This window comes from Brachyspira sp. SAP_772, from assembly GCF_009755885.1.
In the GTDB taxonomy this organism is placed as follows: Bacteria; Spirochaetota; Brachyspiria; order Brachyspirales; family Brachyspiraceae; genus Brachyspira.
Map to the genome: position 1 here is coordinate 338,664 of NZ_VYIX01000001.1, position 22,616 is coordinate 361,279.

At 26.3% G+C, this 22,616-nt stretch carries 17 protein-coding genes; 10 read left to right on the plus strand and 7 right to left on the minus strand.

Going from position 1 to position 22,616, the window contains the following annotated elements; translation table 11 throughout:
• Nucleotides 1-45 precede the first annotated feature (45 nt).
• From GQX97_RS01480 to GQX97_RS01490, 3 genes are all read right to left on the minus strand, one after another.
• Nucleotides 46-1,203, minus strand: coding sequence for an ATP-binding protein (locus tag GQX97_RS01480; RefSeq protein WP_157150193.1), 1,158 nt, complete (start codon nucleotides 1,201-1,203; stop codon nucleotides 46-48).
• An 8-nt stretch (nucleotides 1,204-1,211) separates the two neighbouring features.
• Nucleotides 1,212-2,366: a 1-deoxy-D-xylulose-5-phosphate reductoisomerase gene (gene dxr, locus GQX97_RS01485; protein ID WP_157150194.1), complete on the minus strand. Its 1,155-nt coding sequence runs from the start codon at nucleotides 2,364-2,366 to the stop codon at nucleotides 1,212-1,214.
• A gap of 106 nt (nucleotides 2,367-2,472) precedes the next feature.
• Nucleotides 2,473-3,282: a 4Fe-4S binding protein gene (locus GQX97_RS01490; RefSeq protein ID WP_157150195.1), complete on the minus strand. Its 810-nt coding sequence runs from the start codon at nucleotides 3,280-3,282 to the stop codon at nucleotides 2,473-2,475.
• A gap of 147 nt (nucleotides 3,283-3,429) precedes the next feature.
• Here GQX97_RS01490 and GQX97_RS01495 point away from each other — a divergent pair, with 147 nt between their 5' ends.
• On the plus strand, nucleotides 3,430-4,071 hold the full coding sequence (locus GQX97_RS01495) for a Crp/Fnr family transcriptional regulator (RefSeq protein WP_157150196.1): 642 nt from the start codon (nucleotides 3,430-3,432) through the stop codon (nucleotides 4,069-4,071).
• A 3-nt stretch (nucleotides 4,072-4,074) separates the two neighbouring features.
• Here the strand turns inward: GQX97_RS01495 and GQX97_RS01500 are convergent, their stop codons facing one another.
• A complete protein-coding gene (locus GQX97_RS01500) occupies nucleotides 4,075-4,515 on the minus strand; it encodes an Rrf2 family transcriptional regulator (protein WP_157150197.1) in 441 nt (146 codons plus the stop codon).
• A 155-nt stretch (nucleotides 4,516-4,670) separates the two neighbouring features.
• On the opposite strand from GQX97_RS01500, the gene GQX97_RS01505 reads away from it, so the two are divergent.
• The 4 genes from GQX97_RS01505 (at nucleotide 4,671) to GQX97_RS01520 (ending at nucleotide 9,132) form a co-directional block, all read left to right on the plus strand.
• Entirely contained in the window at nucleotides 4,671-5,609 is a 939-nt protein-coding gene (locus tag GQX97_RS01505) for an ATP-binding protein (RefSeq protein ID WP_157150198.1), read from the plus strand.
• 156 nt (nucleotides 5,610-5,765) lie between these two features.
• A complete protein-coding gene (locus GQX97_RS01510; protein WP_157150199.1) occupies nucleotides 5,766-6,671 on the plus strand; it encodes an ATP-binding protein in 906 nt (301 codons plus the stop codon).
• A gap of 277 nt (nucleotides 6,672-6,948) precedes the next feature.
• Complete coding sequence (gene hemH / locus GQX97_RS01515) at nucleotides 6,949-7,950, plus strand: ferrochelatase (RefSeq protein WP_157150200.1); 1,002 nt, start codon at nucleotides 6,949-6,951, stop codon at nucleotides 7,948-7,950.
• Nucleotides 7,951-8,151: 201 nt separating this feature from the next.
• Nucleotides 8,152-9,132 (plus strand): Gfo/Idh/MocA family protein, encoded by a 981-nt coding sequence (locus tag GQX97_RS01520; RefSeq protein WP_157150201.1) that lies wholly within the window; start codon nucleotides 8,152-8,154, stop codon nucleotides 9,130-9,132.
• Between the two features lie 865 nt (nucleotides 9,133-9,997).
• On the opposite strand, the gene GQX97_RS01530 is transcribed toward GQX97_RS01520, so the two are convergent.
• The 3 genes from GQX97_RS01530 to GQX97_RS01540 form a co-directional block, all read right to left on the minus strand.
• A complete protein-coding gene (locus GQX97_RS01530; protein ID WP_157150203.1) occupies nucleotides 9,998-11,851 on the minus strand; it encodes a conjugal transfer protein TraB in 1,854 nt (617 codons plus the stop codon).
• A 9-nt stretch (nucleotides 11,852-11,860) separates the two neighbouring features.
• Nucleotides 11,861-14,278: a penicillin-binding protein 1A gene (locus GQX97_RS01535; protein WP_157150204.1), complete on the minus strand. Its 2,418-nt coding sequence runs from the start codon at nucleotides 14,276-14,278 to the stop codon at nucleotides 11,861-11,863.
• Nucleotides 14,279-14,372: 94 nt separating this feature from the next.
• Complete coding sequence (locus GQX97_RS01540) at nucleotides 14,373-16,145, minus strand: SpoIIE family protein phosphatase (protein WP_157150205.1); 1,773 nt, start codon at nucleotides 16,143-16,145, stop codon at nucleotides 14,373-14,375.
• Between the two features lie 282 nt (nucleotides 16,146-16,427).
• Between GQX97_RS01540 and GQX97_RS01545 the strand changes: the two genes are divergently transcribed.
• The 5 genes from GQX97_RS01545 to GQX97_RS01565 all read left to right on the plus strand — a co-directional run bounded on the left by GQX97_RS01545 (nucleotide 16,428) and on the right by GQX97_RS01565 (nucleotide 22,597).
• Nucleotides 16,428-17,840, plus strand: a complete 1,413-nt coding sequence (locus tag GQX97_RS01545) for an MBOAT family protein (protein WP_157150206.1) — start codon at nucleotides 16,428-16,430, stop codon at nucleotides 17,838-17,840.
• Between the two features lie 15 nt (nucleotides 17,841-17,855).
• Nucleotides 17,856-20,186 carry an alginate O-acetyltransferase AlgX-related protein gene (locus tag GQX97_RS01550; RefSeq protein ID WP_157150207.1) on the plus strand — a complete coding sequence of 777 codons (2,331 nt, stop codon included), beginning with the start codon at nucleotides 17,856-17,858 and terminating at the stop codon, nucleotides 20,184-20,186.
• A gap of 66 nt (nucleotides 20,187-20,252) precedes the next feature.
• Complete coding sequence (gene rsgA, locus GQX97_RS01555) at nucleotides 20,253-21,356, plus strand: ribosome small subunit-dependent GTPase A (protein WP_157150208.1); 1,104 nt, start codon at nucleotides 20,253-20,255, stop codon at nucleotides 21,354-21,356.
• A gap of 260 nt (nucleotides 21,357-21,616) precedes the next feature.
• Nucleotides 21,617-21,853 carry an Imm17 family immunity protein gene (locus GQX97_RS01560; protein WP_157150209.1) on the plus strand — a complete coding sequence of 79 codons (237 nt, stop codon included), beginning with the start codon at nucleotides 21,617-21,619 and terminating at the stop codon, nucleotides 21,851-21,853.
• Between the two features lie 294 nt (nucleotides 21,854-22,147).
• Nucleotides 22,148-22,597, plus strand: coding sequence for an ankyrin repeat domain-containing protein (locus tag GQX97_RS01565; protein WP_157150210.1), 450 nt, complete (start codon nucleotides 22,148-22,150; stop codon nucleotides 22,595-22,597).
• Nucleotides 22,598-22,616: the final 19 nt, after the last annotated feature.

Genomic DNA, 22,616 nt, shown 5'->3' on the forward strand with positions numbered 1-22,616 from the left:
ATAGAAATATATTTATGTATTATAGTTTAAGAATTATTATTTAAATTATAATAAAGTCTCTATAAACTGCTTTGCAACCCTTGGGCTTCTTCCTGCACTTCTTATAGCATAACTTTCTGCTTGTTTTATAAGTTCTTCTTTATCTATTTGTATATTATAGTCTTTTGCATATGATAACACTATATCTACAAATAAATCCTTATCTGGTCTTTGGAAAGTTATAACTATACCAAATCTGTTTGTTAAACTCATTATCTGCTGAATAGTGTCTTCTACGTGTATATCATCTCCTGTCCTGTCATTAAAATTTTCTTTTATTAAATGCCTATAATTTGAAGTTACATAAACTACTATATTTTGTGGAAAAGAGTTTACTCCGCCTTCAAGTACTGCTTTTAAATATGAGAAACTGTCATCATTAGAAGAAAAAGTTAAATCATCTATGAATATTATAAATTTAAGTGGACTTAAACTTAGTTTTTGTATTATATCTGTGATAAATGATAATTGACTTTTTTTAACTTCAATAAGCCTTAAACCTTCATCTTTAAACATATTGGCAATAGCTTTTATAGTGCTGCTTTTACCAGTACCAGCATCACCATAAAGAAGTATATTATTAGCCTTTTTTCCTTCTAATAAGACCCTAGTGTTTTGTATTACTTTCTCTCTTTCTCTCTCATAACCATATAATTGTTTTATATCTTGTTTATCTTGATGTTCTGCTTTTGTTATGTTGTTTCTTTCATCAAGTGTGAACATATTGTTGTTATAAAATATTCCATAGCCTTTTTTGCTAATTTCTTTTATATGACTAGAGTATATATTATAAAAATCAATTTTTTTTGTTTCTAACCCTGCAAAATTATTATAAATATCAGACAAATTAATTTCAGATAAATAACTAAAAAAATCTAATTCTTCTTTTAAAGCATTTTCTATGTTTTTATTTATATTTTGTTTTAATAATATTTTTTTTATATATATGTTATCATCTCTAAATATATATTCTAATAAATACTCTCCTATATTATCATTATTATTATAAAGTTCATTTAAAAAATCGTAATATAAAGATGTTGTTTCTGTATCATCATTAGAATTATATTTTAATAACTTTATTAATTTTTTTATAGTTTTTGTTTTTAATATTTCTCTAAATATTATTAATTTTGAAAAACCAATTATTATTTTTTCTTTCATAATTTTTCTCACATATGTTTTATAGTTTCTATTAATTTTAAAGTTTCTTTTCTTGTTTCATTATCAATTTTTATAATATTTTCCACAGTAAGCGGTATATGCGAAACATTAATTTTTACCATTCTCGCTACTATATCAAATATTTCTGTAAATCTTATCTTTCTTTCCAAAAAAGAATATACACATACTTCATTAGCAGCATTTAATATGCAAGGATATAATCCTCCCTTTTTGCCGCATTCATAAGCAAGTTTTAGCATAATAAACTTATCAAAATCCATCTTATAAAAATTAATCTCACTATGTTCATAAAGTTTTAATTTTTCAAATGGTGTACCTTTTACTTCAGGGTAGGTGAGGGCATGTTGTATAGGAAGACGCATATCATTTTTTCCAATTTGTGCATATATCTCCCCATCTACAAACTCAACCATAGAATGTATTAAACTTTGAGGGTGTATAATAGTTTCTATTTTATCATAATCCAAATTAAATAAATGATGAGCTTCTATTACTTCAAAGCCCTTATTCATCATAGTGGCACTATCTATTGTAATTTTTCCGCCCATATTCCAAGTAGGATGTTTTAAAGCCATTTCCACTGTAACATTTTTTAACTCTTCTTTTGGAGTTCTAAAGAAAGGTCCTCCAGATGCTGTTATTATTACTTTTGAAATTTCTACATTGCTAAAATGATTTAATATTTGAAAAATTGCAGAATGTTCGCTGTCTATTGGCACCAATTTAGCATTATGTTTTTTTAATAAATCATTAATTATATCTCCGCCTACAACTAATGTTTCTTTATTTGCTAATGCCACCATTTTAGATTTTTTTATTGCTTCTATTGTTGGAAGAAAACCTGAATAGCCTACTAAAGCATTTACTAATATGTCAAAATCAATATCTTTTACAAAATCAGCTATACTTCCTTCATAGATATTAACATTGATATTAAATTTTTTGAACTTTTCTAAAGCTTCCTGAGAAGAGATATGCACATATTTTGGTTTGAATTTCATGCATTCTTCTTTTAATACATCGATTTTTGTGTTTGTAGTAATTCCTACTATTTCAAAGTCATTATAAAAATGTTCTATTACCGAGCAAGTATTCACTCCTATAGAACCAGTAGCACCAAGTATGAGAACTCTTTTTTTCATTGAAAATTAATCCTTAAATATATTATAAAGAATAATATATCTTAAGATTAATTATTTCAAGTATGATGAGATGATTAGTTTATAATCATCTCATTATTATTTTTTATTAGATTATTTCTCCATCTATGGATATAGTGTATTCTTTTATTATGATGTTTTTATTTGCTTTTTTAAGAGCTGCTTCTACTATCATTTCAACACCTCCGCAGCAAGGCACTTCCATACGAACTATTGTAATAGATTTAATATTTTTTGTTTCAAATATATTAGCGAGTTTTTCAATATATGAATCTATGTCGCTATCAAGTTTAGGACACAACATCATAAGCACTTTGCCTTTCAAGAATTTTGAATGGAAATTTGCATAAGTAAAAGGAACACAATCTGCACTAATAAGTAAATCTATATCATTAAGATAGGTGGCATTTGGGTTCATAAGTTTTAGCTGTATAGGCCAATTTCTTAACTCAGAATCCATCTTTATATTGTTGTTGGATGTAGGCATTTTATCTCTCATGTCCCTTTGCATGCTTCCGGGACATCCGCAAGGTTTGTTTTCTTCCATGTTAGGTACCTCCAAATTATTATCTTTTAAATATTTTATAGCTTCATTAAAAAGCTTATCTTCTCCATGCTCTTTTAAATGTTTTAGATGAGCCTTTATTACATTAGCACCGCCTTTAGCAATATTTACCATTACTTTTTGTTCATTATATTCTTCTGCTTCTCTCTCTTCTATAGTCATTGCATTTTCTGGGCATTTTTTTATGCAAGCTCCAAGCCCGTCACAAAATAAATCGCTTATAAGTCTTGCTTTTCCGTCTATTATTTGTAAAGCTCCCTCAGGACAATCTGGTATGCATTCTCCACAGCCTGTGCATTTATCTTCATCTATTTTTATTATTCTTCTTTTCATTTTGCTTAAACTCCTATTTATAAAAGTTATTAATTGTTTTTATAATACTATTTTTTATAAAAAACTCAGTTGCTATGGCAACTAGATAATATTGATTTTTTAATAAAAAGTACTATATTAGTTATTATATAATTGAGAGTTTGAGTTATGGAAGAGTATATAGATATAATATTAAAATCAAGTTTATTTAATAATATAGAGAGAGATAATATTCTTAATATAATTAATAGTTTTGGATATCAAAATAAATCATATAAAAAAGGAAATACTATTATAGACATAGGAGATCGTATAGAGCATATTTATTTAATATTAGATGGAATGGTAGAAGTTTCAAAAGAATATGATGATGCAAGAAAAAACATAGTTAATATATTAAATGCTGGAGATATTTTTGCAGAATCTTTTGCATTATCTACAAAGAAGATTTCTACAATACAGGCATTATCTTTTACCAATACTAAGATATTAAAAATAAATACTAATAATATTTTTAGTAATGCAATTTTTTTGCAAAATCTCATTAAAGTTTTATCTGATAAAAATATATTTCTCTCTATAAAAAATGATATATTAAGTCAAAAAAGTTTAAGAAGTAAAATAATGCTTTATTTAAAATATATGTCTAATATACAAAAATCTAATAATATAGTAATACCGTATAATAGAGATAAATTAGCAGAGTTTATATCTTCAGATAGAAGTGCATTATCAAGAGAATTAAATAGACTATCAAAAGAAAAAATAATAAAACTTGAAGGCAACAAAATAACAATTTTAAAACATTAAAAACTACTTATTCATAAAGTCTAAATGCTTTTTTCTTTTTTTCACTTCATCAACTATTTTTTTGATAGTGATTTTGGATAATGATTTTTCAAAGTCTTCTTTTACACTATTAAACTCTTCTCCAAGTACATCAAACATAGCACAACCAACCGGACAAACATGATTAGGGTGATGAAAACTAAATAGTCCTCTTTCTTCTTCTGTGAATACTGCTTTATATATTGACAGCAATGTTATATCTTTTTCATCTTTTATAAGTTTGCTTCCCTTTTTAGTTGTTTCAACTATTCCAGCATCTTGAAGTTTTAATAGAATTCTTCTTATTAGGGCGGGATTAGTTTTTACGCTTTTTGCAAGCAGATGAGAAGTAGTGCCTTCATTTTCAAAAAAGGCTATGCATAAAACTATATGTGTAGCAACTGATAATTTAGTGTTAATCTTCATGATATTATAATAAATTTAATAAGCATAATAGTCAATAGTTTTTTATTTTTAGTATTGTAACTGTTTTGGTAACAATATTTTGTTTAAAGACTATTGATATAATATTGAAAGTGCTGTATAAATTTTTTTAATGAATAAATAAAGAGGAGAAAAAAATGAATAAACTTTTTTTAATTTTATCATTAGTAGTATTTGCAGTTTCTTGTTCAAATAATTCTGGAGATGGAACAACTAAAGCTAGCAGCAGTACTTCAGGAGCTCAATATGTAAAAAAAGCGGTTGCTATTAATGTTGAAGGATTAGCAGCACCTGAGAGTGTTAAGTTTAGAAATGGTAAATTATATATAGCAAATTTGGGAGACCCTAATGCACCTAAAGACGGATTTATCATTGTTGCTAATGAAGATGGTTCTAACCCTCAAAAACTTTTTGAAGGTGAATTGGATAGCCCTAAAGGTTTTTCTTTCTTAAATGATGATATTATTATTATACCTGATCAAGTTAATGATAGCTCTATGACAGGTAATTTAGTATTAGCTAATGTAAAAGAAAATAAAATAATAACTAAACTTCCTATAGAAGGCTCTAAATTCTTAAATGATACAGTAGTTATAACTCCTACAAAAGTAGCATTAACTGACACTGGTGCTTCTACAGTTCATTTCGTAAATGTTGATAATAATTCAGCTTTATCTATTACTTCATCAGTAACAGGTGTAGTTGGTGCTAATGGCATATTCTTAGATAACGGAGTATTATATATAGCAGGAAGCACATTCGGAGGCGATGCTAATGGAGGCGATATTTATACTTTAAATATAGACGGTACAGGCTTAACTAAATGGACAGCTTCAAGATTGGGTGCTGGTGCTTTAGATGGTATAGCTATTGCAAACGGAAAGTTATATGTTTCTGATTGGGGCGAAAACGGTGCTAATAATAATGCTTGTATTTATGTGTTTGATTTAAATACTAAAGAGCAGATTGAAAAAATTGAAGGTTCTTTGTCTGGTGTTGCTGATATAGATTTAGTTAATAATGTTATATATATACCAGAGCTTTCTACAAGCTTAATTAAGAAAGTACAATTATAATTTATTATATAATTTTCTTGTATAATTTATAAATAATTATAAGCATATATTATAATTCGATTATAATATGTGCTTTTTTATTTTTATCATAATTTTATATTGATATAGATTATAAATAATATATTTTTAAAATAAAAAATGTTATGGAGTTTTTTTATGAATAAAATTATATTAGCGTTATTTTTTATAATAATATTTATTGTTTCATGCAATAAACAAAATTCTTCATCATCTAATAATAAAAAAGAAGCTGTGTTAATAGATGTTGAAGGCACTGCTGCACCTGAAAGTATAAGATTAAGAAATGGAAAATTATATATTGCAAATATTGGAAATACAGGCAAAGCAAATGACGGCTTTTTCTTATGTGTTAATGAAGACGGCTCTAATCCAATAAAACTCTTTGAAGGAGAATTAGATTCACCTAAGGGGTTTTATTTTATCACTGATGATATTATTGCTATTGCTGATCAAGATGATGAGACAGAATTAGCTGGAAATGTGGTGCTTGCCAATGTTAAAGATAATACTATAATAACAAAACTCGCTATAAATGATGCCAAATTATTAAATGATGTAGTTGCAATAGATGATAATACTATAGCAGTTACAGATACAGGAAAGAGTAGGGTATATATAATAAAAATAGAAAATAACTCATCGCTTTCTATTGTAAACACTATTGAAAATGTTTATGGTGCTAATGGAATAGCTTTTAATGATGGTATATTGTATGTTGTTTCAAATGGATTTATGGGAGCAGAAAATACGGGTTATATATATTCTTTTAATGCAGATGGAAGCGGATTAGGTAAATGGATAGATTCTATAATAGGCTCAGGCGGATTAGACGGTATAGCTGTATATAACAATAAACTATATGTTACAGATTGGGGTGAAGGAGGAACTAATGCTTCTATATATGTATTTGATATAAGCACAAAAGAACAATTAGAAAAAATTGAAGGTTCTTTGATAGGTGCTGCTGATATAGATGTTATAAATGATGTTATATATATTCCAGAGATTCCTACTGGTTTAATCAAAAAAATAGAATTATAATTTAAATATAATAGATGCATCTTTTATAGGTGCATCTTTTTTGTATATAGTCAAAATTTCTAAATTTGTCATAATATGATTTCATAAAAGCCTCTGTTTTATAGATAGAAATTTATTATTTATCAACTAACTGTAAAATTTTAAACACTTCTTCTTAATTTATCTTTAAACATATCAGCAATTTATTTTAATTATTATTAATAAAAATTATATTTTAGATTTGACTAATTAATAAAAATGCATTATAATTAATAATTATTACTAATAAGGATATATTATGAATAAGTCTAAATATAAAAAAAGCGTTATACTATTAAATATGGGCGGACCAAAAAATATTGAGGAAATAAATACTTTTTTAGTTAATATGTTTAATGATTATTATATTCTAAATATAAAAAACGGATTTATAAGAAATATGGTGTCAAAAAAAATAGTAAATAAAATAAAACCTGATGTTATAAGTCATTATGAAGCTATAGGAGGAAAATCTCCAATAAATGAATATACAGAAAAATTAGTAAATAAACTTAATAAATTAGACAGTTTATCAGATTATAAATATATAATGAATTATACTCATCCTTATGCTTATGATGTATTGAAAGAATTAAAAAATAGCGGTGTAGAAGAAATTATATTATTTAGTATGTATCCTCAATATTCAGAAGTTACAGTAAAATCATCATTAGAAAGTGTTTATAAGGCTATGAAGAAACTAAAATATAATCCAAAAATTAATATAATAGACAGATATTATTATGATGATAATTATAATAATTCTATAATAAAATTAATAAAAGATTCAATAGTAAATAAAAACTCTGAAGAATATATATTAATATTTTCAGCACACTCAATACCAAAAATGTATGCTGATAAAGGCGATCCGTATGAATATGAATGTAATTATAATACTAAAATATTAAAAGAAAAACTCTATAAGGAAGGATTATATTTTAAAGATATTGTTCTTTCTTATCAATCAAAAATAGGAAAAATAGAATGGCTTTCTCCTGCCACAATAGACATAATAAAAAAATATAAAGGAGAAAAATTAATAATATATCCTTTAGCATTTACAATAGACAACTCTGAAACAATTTATGAAATAGATATGGAATACAGAAAAGAAGCTATAAGTAAATATAATATAAAGGATTTTATATTAGTACCTTGTTTAAATGATAATTTTTATTTTGCTAAAACAATCATTGAGTTATCAAACAATGCTAAAATATACAATTCAAATATATCAGATATTAAAAAAATAGTTTAATAAATATAATTAAATTATTTTATTTTTATTCATATTAATTATAATTTTTTATTTATATTTTTGAATATTGATTAAGTATATTATATATAGACATGAATAAATTTTAATATAATTAAAAAGTTTATGACAAATAATTTTCTTGACAATATAAGAAATAATAATATCATATTTCTATAAACATTTTATAAGAGGTTTTTTATAATGAAAAAAATTAATATAGGATTTATAGGAGCAGGCACTATAGCTGAAACTATGGCTAAGACTATTTCAAAAATAAAAGATGTAGAATCTTATGCAGTAAGTGCAAGAGATATAAAAAGAAGTAAGGCTTTTGCTAAAAAATATGGATTTAAAAAGTTTTATGGTTCTTATGAAGAGATGGTGAAAGATGAAAATGTAGATTTAGTTTATATAGCAACACCTCATTCTCATCATTATGAGCATATAAAACTATGTCTCAATAACAACAAAAATGTTTTATGTGAAAAGGCTTTTACTGTTAATACAAAACAAGCTAGAGATGTTATAGTTCTTGCTAAAAAGAAAAAACTTTTACTTGCTGAAGCTATTTGGACTAGATATATGCCAAGCAGAGATATTATTAATGAAACTATAAAAAGTGGCATTATAGGTAAGGTAACTTCTCTAACAGCAAATTTAGGTTATGTTATAAATAAAAAAGAAAGATTGATAGAGCCAGAATTAGCAGGAGGGGCTTTGCTTGATGTTGGAGTTTATACTATCAATTTCGCTCTTATGGTATTTGGAAATAAAATAAAAAAAATAGATTCTACTTGTGTGAAGACTAAAAAAGGAGTAGATGAACAAAACTCTATTACTCTTACTTTTGATGACGGAAAAATGGCGGTATTAAACAGTACTATGTCAGCTTTAACAAATAGAGAAGCTGTTATTAATGGAGATAAAGGATATATTGTTGTAAAAAATATCAATAACCCAGAAAGTATAACAGTTTATTCATTAGACAGAAAAGTTGTAAAAACTATTAAAGTTCCAAAACAAATAAGCGGTTATGAATATGAAGTTATTTCTTGTGTAGATGCTATTAGAAACAAAAAGCTAGAATGTAAAGAAATGCCTCATGAAGATATTATAAGAGTTATGAATATAATGGACACTTTAAGAAGAAGCTGGAAGATAAAATATCCTTTTGAAAAGTAATATATTTGTTCAAAACTAAGTTGATAAATATTTATTTTGTATGAGTTTTTTATTAAACTTTTTTCCTTAACAAAAAGTATAAGCATTTAAGTTTTATATCTAAGAAATATATATGAAATAATGCCATATTTTTTGGATATACTTGATAAAAATGCAGTTCTTTTGGTTCTTTTATACCAATAAAAGAACTGGGGTGCGGGGCAAAGCCCTGCAAATAATAAAAATAAAGAAAGTTAAAAATTTGTAGTATATAGTAAAACAATTATTCTATATCAATTTTTTGTTGTTCTTTTTCCCGCCGCAAAAAGAACCAAAAAGTGCAAACGTTTTAGCTTTGTATGTTTGGAATATATAAAGCTAAAATAATATTTATATTTTGTTATATATAAAAAGCTATACTTCATTAAATGCAGTCCTTTTGCTTCTTTGGGTTACGCCTCCGGCACTTCCTTCGGTCGCCCTGAAGGACTCCCTTCGGTCGCAAAAGAAGTAGGGGTTCGGGGGCTAGCCCCCGAGAATAAAAAAACATAAAAATATTTTTGAGAGACTTAAAAATTTTTAGTCTATATTAAAATAATTATTTTCTATCAACTTTTTCCAGTAGCAAAAAGTTGCAAAAAGTACAAATACTATAGCGTTGTATATTTTGGAATATGTATAAAGTATAAGATAATGCATATATTTTAAGTTAAAAAAATGTAGCCTTTTTGCTTCTTTCTGGCAATACCCACAGGCACTTCCTTCGGTCGCCCTGAAGGACTCTCTTCGGTCGCAAAAGAAGTGGGGGTGTGCACCCTATTGGCACGCTTCGCAGGGGGCAAAGCCACCACAAATAAAAAAACTAATTTTTGTTTATATATAATTACTAAATAATATAATCGTTAGCTATGCTTCTTAGTCTCTTGGCTCCAAGTACATGGAAATGTCTTAGTTTTCTTAATGTTTCACTAGAGAAGGTATTTAATGGTACATAAACTATCTCTACTTTTGTTGTCATTTTAGCAAACTCTTTTAATATGTTTGACGGTGGAGTAGGGGCAACATAACCTAAATATTTGTCCACAGAATAAACTATAGCAGTATACAATAATAAATCAGCATAATTTCTCACTATACCGTCTTTTTTAAGTTTAGCATATTCTCTCCATACATCATACGGAGCCTGCGGAGGCATTAATGAAGCATAACCTCCAAAAAAGCATTTTGATATACCGGGACCAACTAAAGTATTACCGGGCTCTGTTGAATAAAGTATTAAATCGCTGTCATCATGTGCTTCGCTATACCAAACTATATTCCAATCATAATCTTCATCATGTTCCTCATCAAATATCACAACCATATGACCAATATTGCCTTTTATCTTTGGAATCTCTTTAACATATATCTCTTTTTTATAATAATTTCTTATGGTCTCACGCATATCAATACCGTCTTTAATGCTCACCTTAAAAGGCTCTATTTTTGCCTTATCTTCTGTAAGCATGTTTCTAATTTTGTTTCTAAGTATATTCATATGCTTTTCCATAAGCACATCTTCAGGTATATGCGAAAGTAAATTAGTTCTCTTATTCCAAGTGTCAGCCCATTCTCCGTCATATTTTTCTTTTGGACGAGTTGTTACATGCACTTTCTTAAAAGAAGTTTTCCATATATTATCATGTTTATGGAGCTTTATTTTTTTGTCTTTTAATAAGCCCTCCATTCCGTTAGTGGCAGGGTCGCGGTTTAATTTTATTGTAGGATAATTCTCATCTTCATCTGTGTAATAAGGATAATACTCCATACCTTCCATTACTTCCAAAGCATAATCATTGTTAATCATACACTTTGAAGCTGTAAGCATATCTATATAATCTGGAAGAATATAATTGTCTAATATACATAAGTTTCTTAAATATTTCATCATATTTTTTTGTTGTAATATAGATATAGGAAGCTTGTATCTTAATTTAGCTTCTCTAAAGATACTTTCTATAATTTCTATTTTATCAAACTTTTCTAATTCATTGTTTCTGTATTTTTCATACATATACGAAGTAAATGGAAACTCTCCAAGCACTTTATTTATAGAGTTTTTATGTATATTAAATATTTTGTTGTTGTCTTCGTTATATTCAATTTTTTCATCATTAATTTCTGTTTTTTCTTTTTTTAGTAAATTTAAAATATTATCCCAATGCGACATTCCGCAAACAAATAATATTCTTTCATGCTTTTGAGAGATATCTCTTAACTCTTTAGCCATAAACGATTCTCTCTCTTCATCAGTTTTAGTTTTTACGAATGAGTAATTATTTTTTATTTCATTATAAAAACTTTCAAGCCCAATCTTATTTAATAAATAATCATCAGGCATAAGATAATGAGAGTTGGTGTTTATTGATGTGATATCTTTGTCTATTGTATATAATGGGAGCTCTTCATCTATTGAAAGCCTTATAGCTTCTATAATAGAGTCACAAGGGTCAATAGGTATATAAACAGCTTCATCTTCTATCTCTCTTATAATTAGGCTAACAAATGGAAGCCTCGCAACAGCATTTCTTAGAGATTTATAAAAGTTTAAAGGCTGTTCTACCACTATAGCATCGGGCTTAAAATTATAAAAAGCTTCTCTCACAGCCAAAGCAAAATATACCCTTGAATGTATAGAGGGAATAGCTAAAATATTATTATATCTTAAAACATTAGAATCAATATTAACTATATTACTCATAAAACATTATTAATCAAAGAAAGAATCAATTATACTGTCAAGATTGCTAGTGTCTTCTAAATAAGTATCACAAACATTGCAAGTCTCTTGAGGTATCTTGTCTTTTATAAATAAATCTGTAGTAAGAGCAGGACAAGAAGAACTAGGCAATTTACCGCTTCTTGCACACACTTCCAATCTAACAACATTTTCAGGCTGAGAATACCAAGTAGGTTTTATTTCTTTTAATGCGGCTACCATATATTTACCCCAAATAGGAGCAGCAATTCTTCCTCCAACCTGATGGTTACCAAGTGAATATTTGAAAGAGTCAAAACCAATCCATATACCAGTAGTAAGTTCAGGAGTATAACCCACAAACCAAGCATCTTTCCAGTCGTTGGAAGTACCAGTTTTTCCAGCCCCCATTCTAGTAAATCCAGCTTCATACATAGCACTAGTAGCAGTACCACCTCTAAGTACTCCAGCTAATATATCACTAATCATATAGGCAACTTCTTCACTCATCACCTGTTTAGCTCCGCCTCTGAGGCTAATTTCTCTTTTCAAATCCTCTTCAAAATTATCCATCATAACACCATATCTGTCTGTAACATATCTTATAAGTATAGGCTCAACCTCTTTACCCTTGTTTGCTATAGTGGCAAATCCTGTAGTAAGCTCTAATGGTGTGAAAAGCCCTGTACCAAGTCCTAATGTTAAATCTGGGTTAAACATTCTCTTTGATTTAGCATCATCGGGCTGTGCTTTAAATATAGGCTCTATATATCTTATTGCATTTGTAATACCAACATAATTTAATACATTAACTGTAGCAATATTAAGTGAAACAGCTAAAGCGTATCTTAAACTAACATCTCCTTTAAAATTGCCCGAATAGTTTTTCGGTATCCAAACCTTTCCTTCTTCACCTTCCTCTGGTACAAAACCAATAGGAGCATCGCTTACTATGGTTGCTGGGTTATAATTAGTTACGTCCATAGAAGCAGCGTATACGAAAGGCTTGAATGCACTTCCTGCCTGTCTTCTTGCTTGAGTAGCTCTATTAAATTGGTTTCTTGGAGTAAATCCTGAGCCCCCAACCATAGAAACTATATATCCATTTCTTGGGTCTATTGCAACTAATGCCCCTTCTATTTGACGTGATAATTCTGCCTCATCTGCCTTCATTACTTCCATCATAATGTCATTAACTTCTTCCATACCAAACATATCTGAAATAAGTGCTAATGAAGTTGATGTGTCTTGGTTAAGAAGTGAGCGGACAGCTATAGAGAATTTGTTTCTAGCCATATTTTCTGGAAGCTCAAATAATAATGAAAGCATTTCCACTTTATCTATAAGCTCTCTGTCATAGATAGTGCTTATATCCATAGAACCGCCTTCATATTTGTCATTATATTCTTTTAAGGCTTCTGTTAATAATTTTTGTGCAGCTTCTTGTTTTTCTATGTCTATAGTAGTGTATATTTTTAATCCATCTTCTTTTAATGCTTTTTCGCCGTATTTGTCAATCAATTCTCTTCTAACATATTCTGTAATATATGGAGCTCTGTCTATTGAAGCACTATAAGCAGTAGATCCTCTTCTTCCTATCTTTCCGCTATAAGAAGCCCAAAATTCTTTATAGGCATTATCTGCTTCATCTTGGCTTATAAACTTCAAATCTGTCATTCTTTTTAATACAAGTTTATGTCTGCTCATTGATATGTTTGGATTATTGATAGGGGAATAGGTGTTTGGTGAAGGAGGGAGTGTTGCAAGCATAGCACATTCAGCTAAATCTAAATCTTGTACGTCTTTATTAAAATAAAATCTGCTTGCTGCCTGTACACCATAAACTGAGTGGCCAAAAAATATTTGATTGAAATATAATGTTACTATCTCTTCTTTAGTTAATCTCTTTTCTATTTGAAATGTTACCCAGATCTCTTTTAATTTTCTCATAATGGTTCTTTCTCTGGATTTTAATACTATTCCTCTTGCCACCTGTTGGGTTAGGGTACTTGCTCCTCTTGGTCTTTTACCAACTATCATGTTTCCTATAGTACCTCTAAATATACCTATTATATCTATGCCGTTATGTGTCATAAAATTATTATCTTCCATAGATATAATTGCTTCTATAAGGTGAGCAGGCAAATCTTTATATTCAACTAAAGCTCTTTGTTCTGAGAAAAACTCTGATATAACTTCGCCTTTTATGTCGTATATTTTTGTTGGTATTGTTGGCTTATATAATTCTACCGCTTGAACATCTGGCTGTCTTATAATATCTGCTATTAAAAATGCAAATATTAAAGTGCCTATAGAAAATATTACAACTAATACTGCTATATATATTTTTATAAATTTATTGAGATTTACTCTATTATAATTATTTTTTAAATTAGCTAATTTGTTTTTGAAGAAATCTTTTACTTTCAATTTTTTATCCTAAATGTATTAAAGTTATTCTTTATATTATAAAACAATTATTCAATTAATCAAGCATATAAATTTTGTTTAATTTTTAAAAAAATTATAAAATTTTTGTTATTAATAGAGTAATATCATCGAATTGAGCTACTTCATCTCTAAATCTAACAGTTTCTTCTACTATATCATCTAATAACTCTTTAGGATTATCATAATCATTTTTAAGGAGTTCTTTTAATCTGTCATCCCCATAAACTTCATCAAATCTATTGAAAGTATCCGTTACCCCATCTGTAAATAATACTATTGTGTCATTTGATGAATATTGTATTTTTTTATTTGTATAGACTTCATTTTTTACAAACCCTAATGGCTTGCCTCTTGCATGCATCTCTTCTATTATTTTTGTATTTGAAGCTTCATCTTTTTTTACTAAATATTGAGGTAAATGTCCAGCATTAGAGTAAGTTAAAGTTTTATTTTTTGTATCTATTACAACTAAAAAACAAGTAACAAACATACCATTTTTAGAGTCTTCATAAATATGTTTGTTAGTATATTTTAATATGCTTGCTGGGTCATCTATTTGGGAGAAATAAACTCTTAATATAGACCTTGTCATAGTCATAAAGAAGCCAGCACCTAATCCCTTACCTGATACATCTGCTATTATAAGTGCATATTTAGTGCTGCTTATTTTTATATAATCATAGAAGTCACCGCCTACGTTTTTACTTGGTATGCTTATTGCTGCAATATCAAATAAATTATCATTTGGAAAATGTGTTGGAAGTACGCTTTTTTGTAATTGCTCTGTATAATTAATTTCTTCTGTGAGAGATTCTTTTATTTTAGACTCTTCAGATAAAAGTACATGCATATAATTTTCACCTAATTGCTGAGCTAACATTTCTAATAGCATTAAATTACTTAAATTATATGCTTTATTAATATTTCTTTCTGTAGCACATAAAAAGCCTATTATTTCATCTTTTATAATTATAGGTGCTGCTATAAAACTCTCTCTTGTATATCTTAAAGATTTATTTGGTTTGAATCTAGGATCTTTAGAAACATTAACAGAATAAACAGGCTTTTTGGTTTTTAATATTTCAGCAAGTACATTGTCTTCTACTGTAACTATTCCATATTGCAAAATATCTTCATCAATACCTATTGCAGCTTTAAATTTGAACACTCCATTTTCTTTTAATATCACGGAAACTCTATGTGCCTCAAAAGCTTCGCATACTATACTAATATTATTGTTTAATATTTCATCAACTGTTTCGCATCTGTTTATAGATATAGACATTTCGTATAAAGCAGCAACTTCATATGCTCTTGACTGTGCTTTTTCATAATTAATTTTGTTTACCAGAGATAAAGATACTAAATGAGCAAAAGATTTCATTAATACAGTATCTTTTTCTACAAAATTACCATTTTTTTTATTTAACAGAAATATTGCCGCTATGTTTCTTTTTCTAATCTTTACTGGTACGAATAATATATTTTTTAATTCATCTCCTATCATATCCTTCAAAGGAACAAAATTTGAATCTTCTTTTGGATCATTAGAATATAATGAAGCTGATGTAGTGTATGCTCTTACTGCTATGGGTTTATCATTATCTATAATAGAGCCAAAACATTTATCGCCTAATGGACCTATAGACATTTCAAAGTTTAGATTACTTAATTCTTGATCTACTAAATATAAAAGAATTGTATTTGAATTCATAACGGCTTTTATTTCAGATATAAGAGTTATTAAACTTTCTTCATAGTCTGTTGAAGAATTCATTTTTTTTATAATATTAGAAAACACCTCAATTTGTTTTTCGGGGTTATCCATTATTTCATTTATATTCACTAAAACCTCTACATATTAGCCGTTTGAAATAGATTATATCATAGTGTATTTTATAGTCAATAATATAATATATTTTTATAAAATAATAATTTTGAAAAATTGACATTACTTAATATTTATTGTAATATATATAATAAAAAATCGGAGTAATCTTATGCACCGCACCGCACCGCACCGCACCGCACCGCACCGCACCGCACCGCACCGCACCGCACCGCACCGCACTAAACTATTTATCTTTAAGTTTTCTATATATAACTTTTATAACATGGAGCTATACTAATGCTTTTTAGTTCCATGATTTTTTTGTGGCTTTTTCTGCCAGTAGTTTTTATATCATATTATTTAATTAAAAAAGAATATAGAAATGTTTTATTATTAATAGCTAGTATTATATTTTATGCTTGGGGCGGAGTTAGTTATACTCTGATAATGTTCTCTTCTATAGTCATTAACTATATTTTTGCATTATTAATAGATAGGGCTATAGAAGAAAATAATAAATCAAAAAAGAAAATATATTTAGCGTTATGTATAGTAATTAATTTATTAATATTAGGTTATTTCAAATATACCGATTTTGCTATATCAATAATTAATTCAATATCAAAAAAAGAATTAATTTCATTAAAAAATATAATTTTACCAATAGGAATATCATTTTATACTTTTCAGGCTCTATCTTATGTAATAGATGTTTATAGAGAACATAATAAGGCACAGAAAAATATTATTAATTTGGCATTATATATATCCTTTTTTCCGCAGTTAATAGCAGGTCCAATAGTTAAGTATCATGATATAGACACTCAAATAACGAATAGAACCGAGAGTTTAGAAAATATAAGTTATGGTATAAAGCGTTTTATATATGGACTATCTAAGAAAGTAATACTTGCTAATATGTTTGCTTTATCTTGTGATGAAATATTAAAACAGCCCGTAGGAGAAATAGGTACAGCATTAGCTTGGGTGGCAGCAATTCTTTACACACTTCAGATATATTATGATTTTTCAGGTTATTCTGATATGGCAATAGGACTAGGGCATATGTTTGGGTTTAAGTTCTTAGAAAACTTTAATTATCCTTATATATCTAAATCAGTTCAAGAGTTTTGGAGGAGATGGCATATATCATTATCTACATGGTTTAAAGAATATTTATATATACCTTCAGGTGGAAACAGAAAAGGGAAATATTTTACTTATCTTAATTTATTTATAGTCTTTTTTGCTACAGGCTTATGGCATGGAGCTAGTTTCAATTTTATTCTTTGGGGCTTATGGCATGGATTTTTCTTGATAATAGAGCGAATATTTTTAGGTAAGTTGTTGGAAAAGAATAAATTAAAATTTTTAAATCATATTTATGTAATATTCGTATTTTTATTAGGTTGGGTATTATTTAGAGCAAATAATTTAACTCATGCATTAGATTTATACAAATTAATGTTTAGTTATCATGAAAGTATTTATACAGTAAGATATTTCTTTTATCCTCAGACTTTAGTTTGTTTTATATTTGGAATATTATTCAGCGGATTATTTCAAAGTTTATTTCCAAAAGTTAAAGAAGCTATATTTTCAAGCAGAGTTTATATATTAGAAAGTATAATTCAATTCATACTATTGTTTATTTGTATTATGTATTTAGTTAATGGTACTTACAATCCATTTATTTACTTCAGATTTTAATGGTAGGTGTAATTTATGAAAAATAAAACTTTATTTAATAAAACGTTATTATATGTTGGTGTTATTTTTATCATAGTGACCTCAATTTTATTTGTTTTAGGAAGTATTAATAGAGAAGGTTATTTATCAAACTTATCTATTAATGCAGATAATACTTTAAAATTAAATAATATTGATGTAGAAAATACAAAAAAATTATTTTCTTCAGATAACAAATTAGATTATTCATCCTTAACTAATTATATTTTTACAAATTCCAATATTTCAAAATATAGTTACAATTTTAGAATTAGTTATTATAGTAAAGTCTTTGGAAATAGTGATATATACGGAGTTTATTTAAATACTAATAGTTTACCTGATTATATATCTGATGTAAAATTTCAAGAAAAAGGAAGTCCTTTTGGTATTTTAATTAGCTCTAAAATAATAGAACAAGAAAAAATAGATAATATAGAATATTCTTTATATATTAAATTTTTTAACTTATTAATATACCTAATATTATTTTATATATTTATTATTTTATTATATGTTTTTAGAAAAATTTTATTGAATATTATTTATTACATTTTTTTTCTTCTTAGAAAAGATAGAAAATTGTTGCTAATATATTTGATAATATATGTATCTTTAATATTTTTTTTATTTATTTTAGGTAATCTTAATAGAGAAGGTTATTTATCAAACTTATCTATTAATGCAGATAATACTTTAAAATTAAATAATATTGATGTAGAAAATACAAAAAAATTATTTTCTTCAAATAACAAATTAGATTATTCATCCTTAACTAATTATATTTTTACAAATTCCAATATTTCAAAATATAGTTATAATTTTAGAATTAGTTATTATAGTAAAATTTTTGGAAATAGTGATATATATGGAGTTTATTTAAATACTAATAGTTTGCCTGATTATATAGAAGAAATAAAAATGAATAATAATTTTGGTACTCCATTTGGTAATTTAGTTAGCTTAGAGAAATTAAAAGAAAAAAAAATAGATGATATTTATTATAAATTAAAACTTAAATTTAATTTTTTAAGCATATTATTTTTATCTTGTATATTATTAATTATTTTTATTTATGAATTAAAAAATATTATATTGAAATTTTTAAATTTTTTATTATGTAAAATTATTAATATAAATAGATATGTTTATATATTATTTATATTTTTATGTTTTTTGATTATGCCTAATATAATGTATTTTTTATTTGGAAATTATTTTGATAAGACTAATTATGAGAATAGATTAAAGGCTCAAAAACCTACCTTATCTATAAATAATGTAAGTAAATATCCTAATGAATATGAAAAATATTTTAATGATTATATTCCTTTTAGAAGTGAGATTATAAAATTAAAAAATTTGATAGATTTATTTGTATTTAGAAATTTTATATCAGATAAAACATTATTAGGAAAAAATAAATGGTTATTTTTTAAGAGAGATAATAAAATAGACAATACTATTGAAAATTATATTGGAATTAAAAACTTCTATTTTTCTGATATGGAATTAGAAATTTGTAAAAATAATTTACTAAATTTTAGAGATGAACTTAAAAAAAGAAATATAGATTTTATATTAATGATATGTCCTGATAAAGAGTTCATATATACAAATTATATGCCTAATTATGTAAAAAGAAAAACAAATATAAATTCGACAGATGAATTTGTAAAGTATATGATAAAAAATACAGATATAAAAATTGTATATCCTAAAGATGAATTAATAAAATATAAAGATAAATATCAATTATATTATCGCTATGATCATCATTGGAATGCATTAGGTGGATATATTGCGTATTCAAAATTAATGAAATTATTTTCTATTAATGTTAGAAATTTAGAAAGTTTAAATATTTTAAGTTTTGATTATAAATATAGAAATTCTTGGTTACATTATAGTCAAACAGCAAATTATGTAGCTTTGTCAAGTTTAGAATATTTTAAAGATGATAAAATTTTTGTAATAAGTAATTTTATAAGTAAAAAAACAAATATTATGATTAATAACCTTATGAGTTGGGGAATAAATTATTATTATACAAATAAATATTCAATGAATACTAACAATATATATATTATTAGAGATTCTATGGCCCAAGAATTATTAGATTATATATTTCCTTCATTTAATGAAACAAGTGTTATATCTGTTAATAAATTTGATATAGTTGATATAGTTGATAAAAAACCAAATGTTATAATATTTGAAACAATTGAAAGATTTTTAAAAAGTAGATTATTGAATGTGTTGCCAAATTATAAAATAGAAGAAATCAATAAGGATTTAAAAACTAATTTTATTGAAGTAAATAATTAAATTGACAAATATTTTTATGTTTAGTATTATATAGTTATATATATTATTACAATGAGGATAAAAATATTGAAAATAAAAGATATTGGCTTTGATGAATATTTTGAGAAGTTAGCTTTATCAGCTTTGAAGGTTAATAGTTTAGAAGAGATTAATAACGAAGAACTTATGCCTGCTAGGGTGATAAGAATTAATAAAAGATACTATACACTTTTTTCTGATGATGGAGAGTTTTTAGCGAGAATAAAAGGGAAGATTAGATATAACTCTGAAGTGCAAAGCGAGCTTCCTGTGGTTGGTGATTGGGTGCTAATGAAAAAGTCTGATAACAATGCTTTTATTGATACTATACTCACTAGAAAAAATATATTATACAGAAAAGCTAATATTAAAAAAAATGATATTCAAGCTATAGTAAGCAATATTGATTATGCTTTTATTATAGTTGGTATTGATAATGAGATGCCGATGTCAGCTATTGCTAGATATTTGTCTGTAGTTCACACTTCTGGAATTAAACCAATAATTGCAATAAGTAAAATAGATTTATATGAAGAAGCTGAATATAAGGAATTGTTGGCTACTATAAAAGAAACTTATCCTAATGAAACAGCTTTTGCCTACAGTTCAAAAACAGGAAAGAATACTGATACATTTTTGAAATATATTAAGAAGGATACTTCATCAGTTTTTATAGGGGCATCAGGAGCTGGTAAATCTACTATTATTAATTATCTTTTGAAAGACGAGAAGATGAAAACTCAAGAGGTCAGAGAGTATGATTTTAAAGGAATGCATACCACAACACATAGAGAGCTTTTAGTATTAGATAGCGGTGGGGTTGTGATAGATACTCCGGGTTTAAGAAATTTAGGGCTTTGGGAAGATGATAAAGGCATAAAGAAAACTTTTGAAGATTTAGAAGAGTATGCTAAAAAATGTAAGTTTAAAGATTGTACGCATCAGCATGAACCAGATTGTTATATATTGGAGCTTCTTGAAAATGATGAAATACCTTATGAGAGATATGATGCTTATATAACACTTCTAAATGAAAACAGAGAATTGCAAAAAAGTTCTATAGAGATAAAGAAAGACAGAAAAATGGCATTAAAGAAAATCACAAAGCATAGGAATAATTATAAGAAAATAAATGTAAAGAATAAAAAATAGTTTATCCATAGCAATAATAAAAAACGGCATTAAAAAATTTATTTTGTATTTTTTAATTTGTATTTGCTTATTAGATTTTTTAGCTGCCCCCCAAGTTTTATTTAAATTTATTTATTTCTCACCGCACGAAAAATATTATTATATTATTAAGTATATTTATTAATTGCAATTATTATATATATAAAGTCTTTATTACCGTGCGTTATAAAAAAATTAAATAATTTTGATTTTATATTAAGAATATAATATAATAGTTAATTATGGAGAGTTTAATAAATTATATAAAAAAAAATCCTCATTTATTTGGAATATTAGCAGGACTTCTATTTCTTTTGGCTGCAATTTTTAATTGGAAGTGGCTTTTGGAACCTGCTGGTTCAAGATTTATGATGTTTATATATGAAATGTTGGGGAAGAGTGGTGTTAGAATAGTTACTGGTATTATAGGAGCTATAATAATAATATGCTTTATAATGGATTGGATAATAAGAAAATGAATATTGAAAAACATTATTTGATGATAGAAATTTATTTCCTAAAAAAATGAAAACTTTAATATTGGGCACTTTTCCATTGTATTATAATGTAAAAAATGAAAAATATATTTAGTCACAAAATTATAAAAACATATAATAATTCTCTATAATGTAAATTTATTTTATCAATCTGTGTTAATATATCAAAAATAGTAAATTTATTACAAATTTTATTTACAAAAAATTGACAAATCCTATTATATTTATTATACTATTTTTCATAATAGTGTTTTATAAATTTTAAAGGAGGTTTTTATGAGAAATTTTAAAATATTAATATTGTCATCTGTTTTGTTTTTAATGTTTTCTCTAATTGCATTTTCAAAAAGCAATATAGCAATTGTTGATGCTGCTGGCAGAGGGGATATCAATCAAGTGAAAGCATTAATAGATAGCGGAGCTAATATAAATCAGCAAGATAGAATAGGAGAAACTGCCTTGATAGAAGCTACCGAAGGCGGACATATAGAAGTTGTAAAATTGTTGATAGCAAATAATGCAAAATTAAATCTCAAAAGCAAATGGGGCAGAACTGCATTGATGAGGGCTTCTTTTAAAGGTTATGCTAACATAGTAAAAGTACTTGTAGAAGCGGGAGCAGATTTAAATTTAAAAGATAATAGAGGAAGAACTGCATTAACTTATGCCAATCAAAAAGGACATCAAAATATAATTAATATTTTAAAAGCAGCAGGTGCAAAATAAAATTTTAATAAAGGAGATT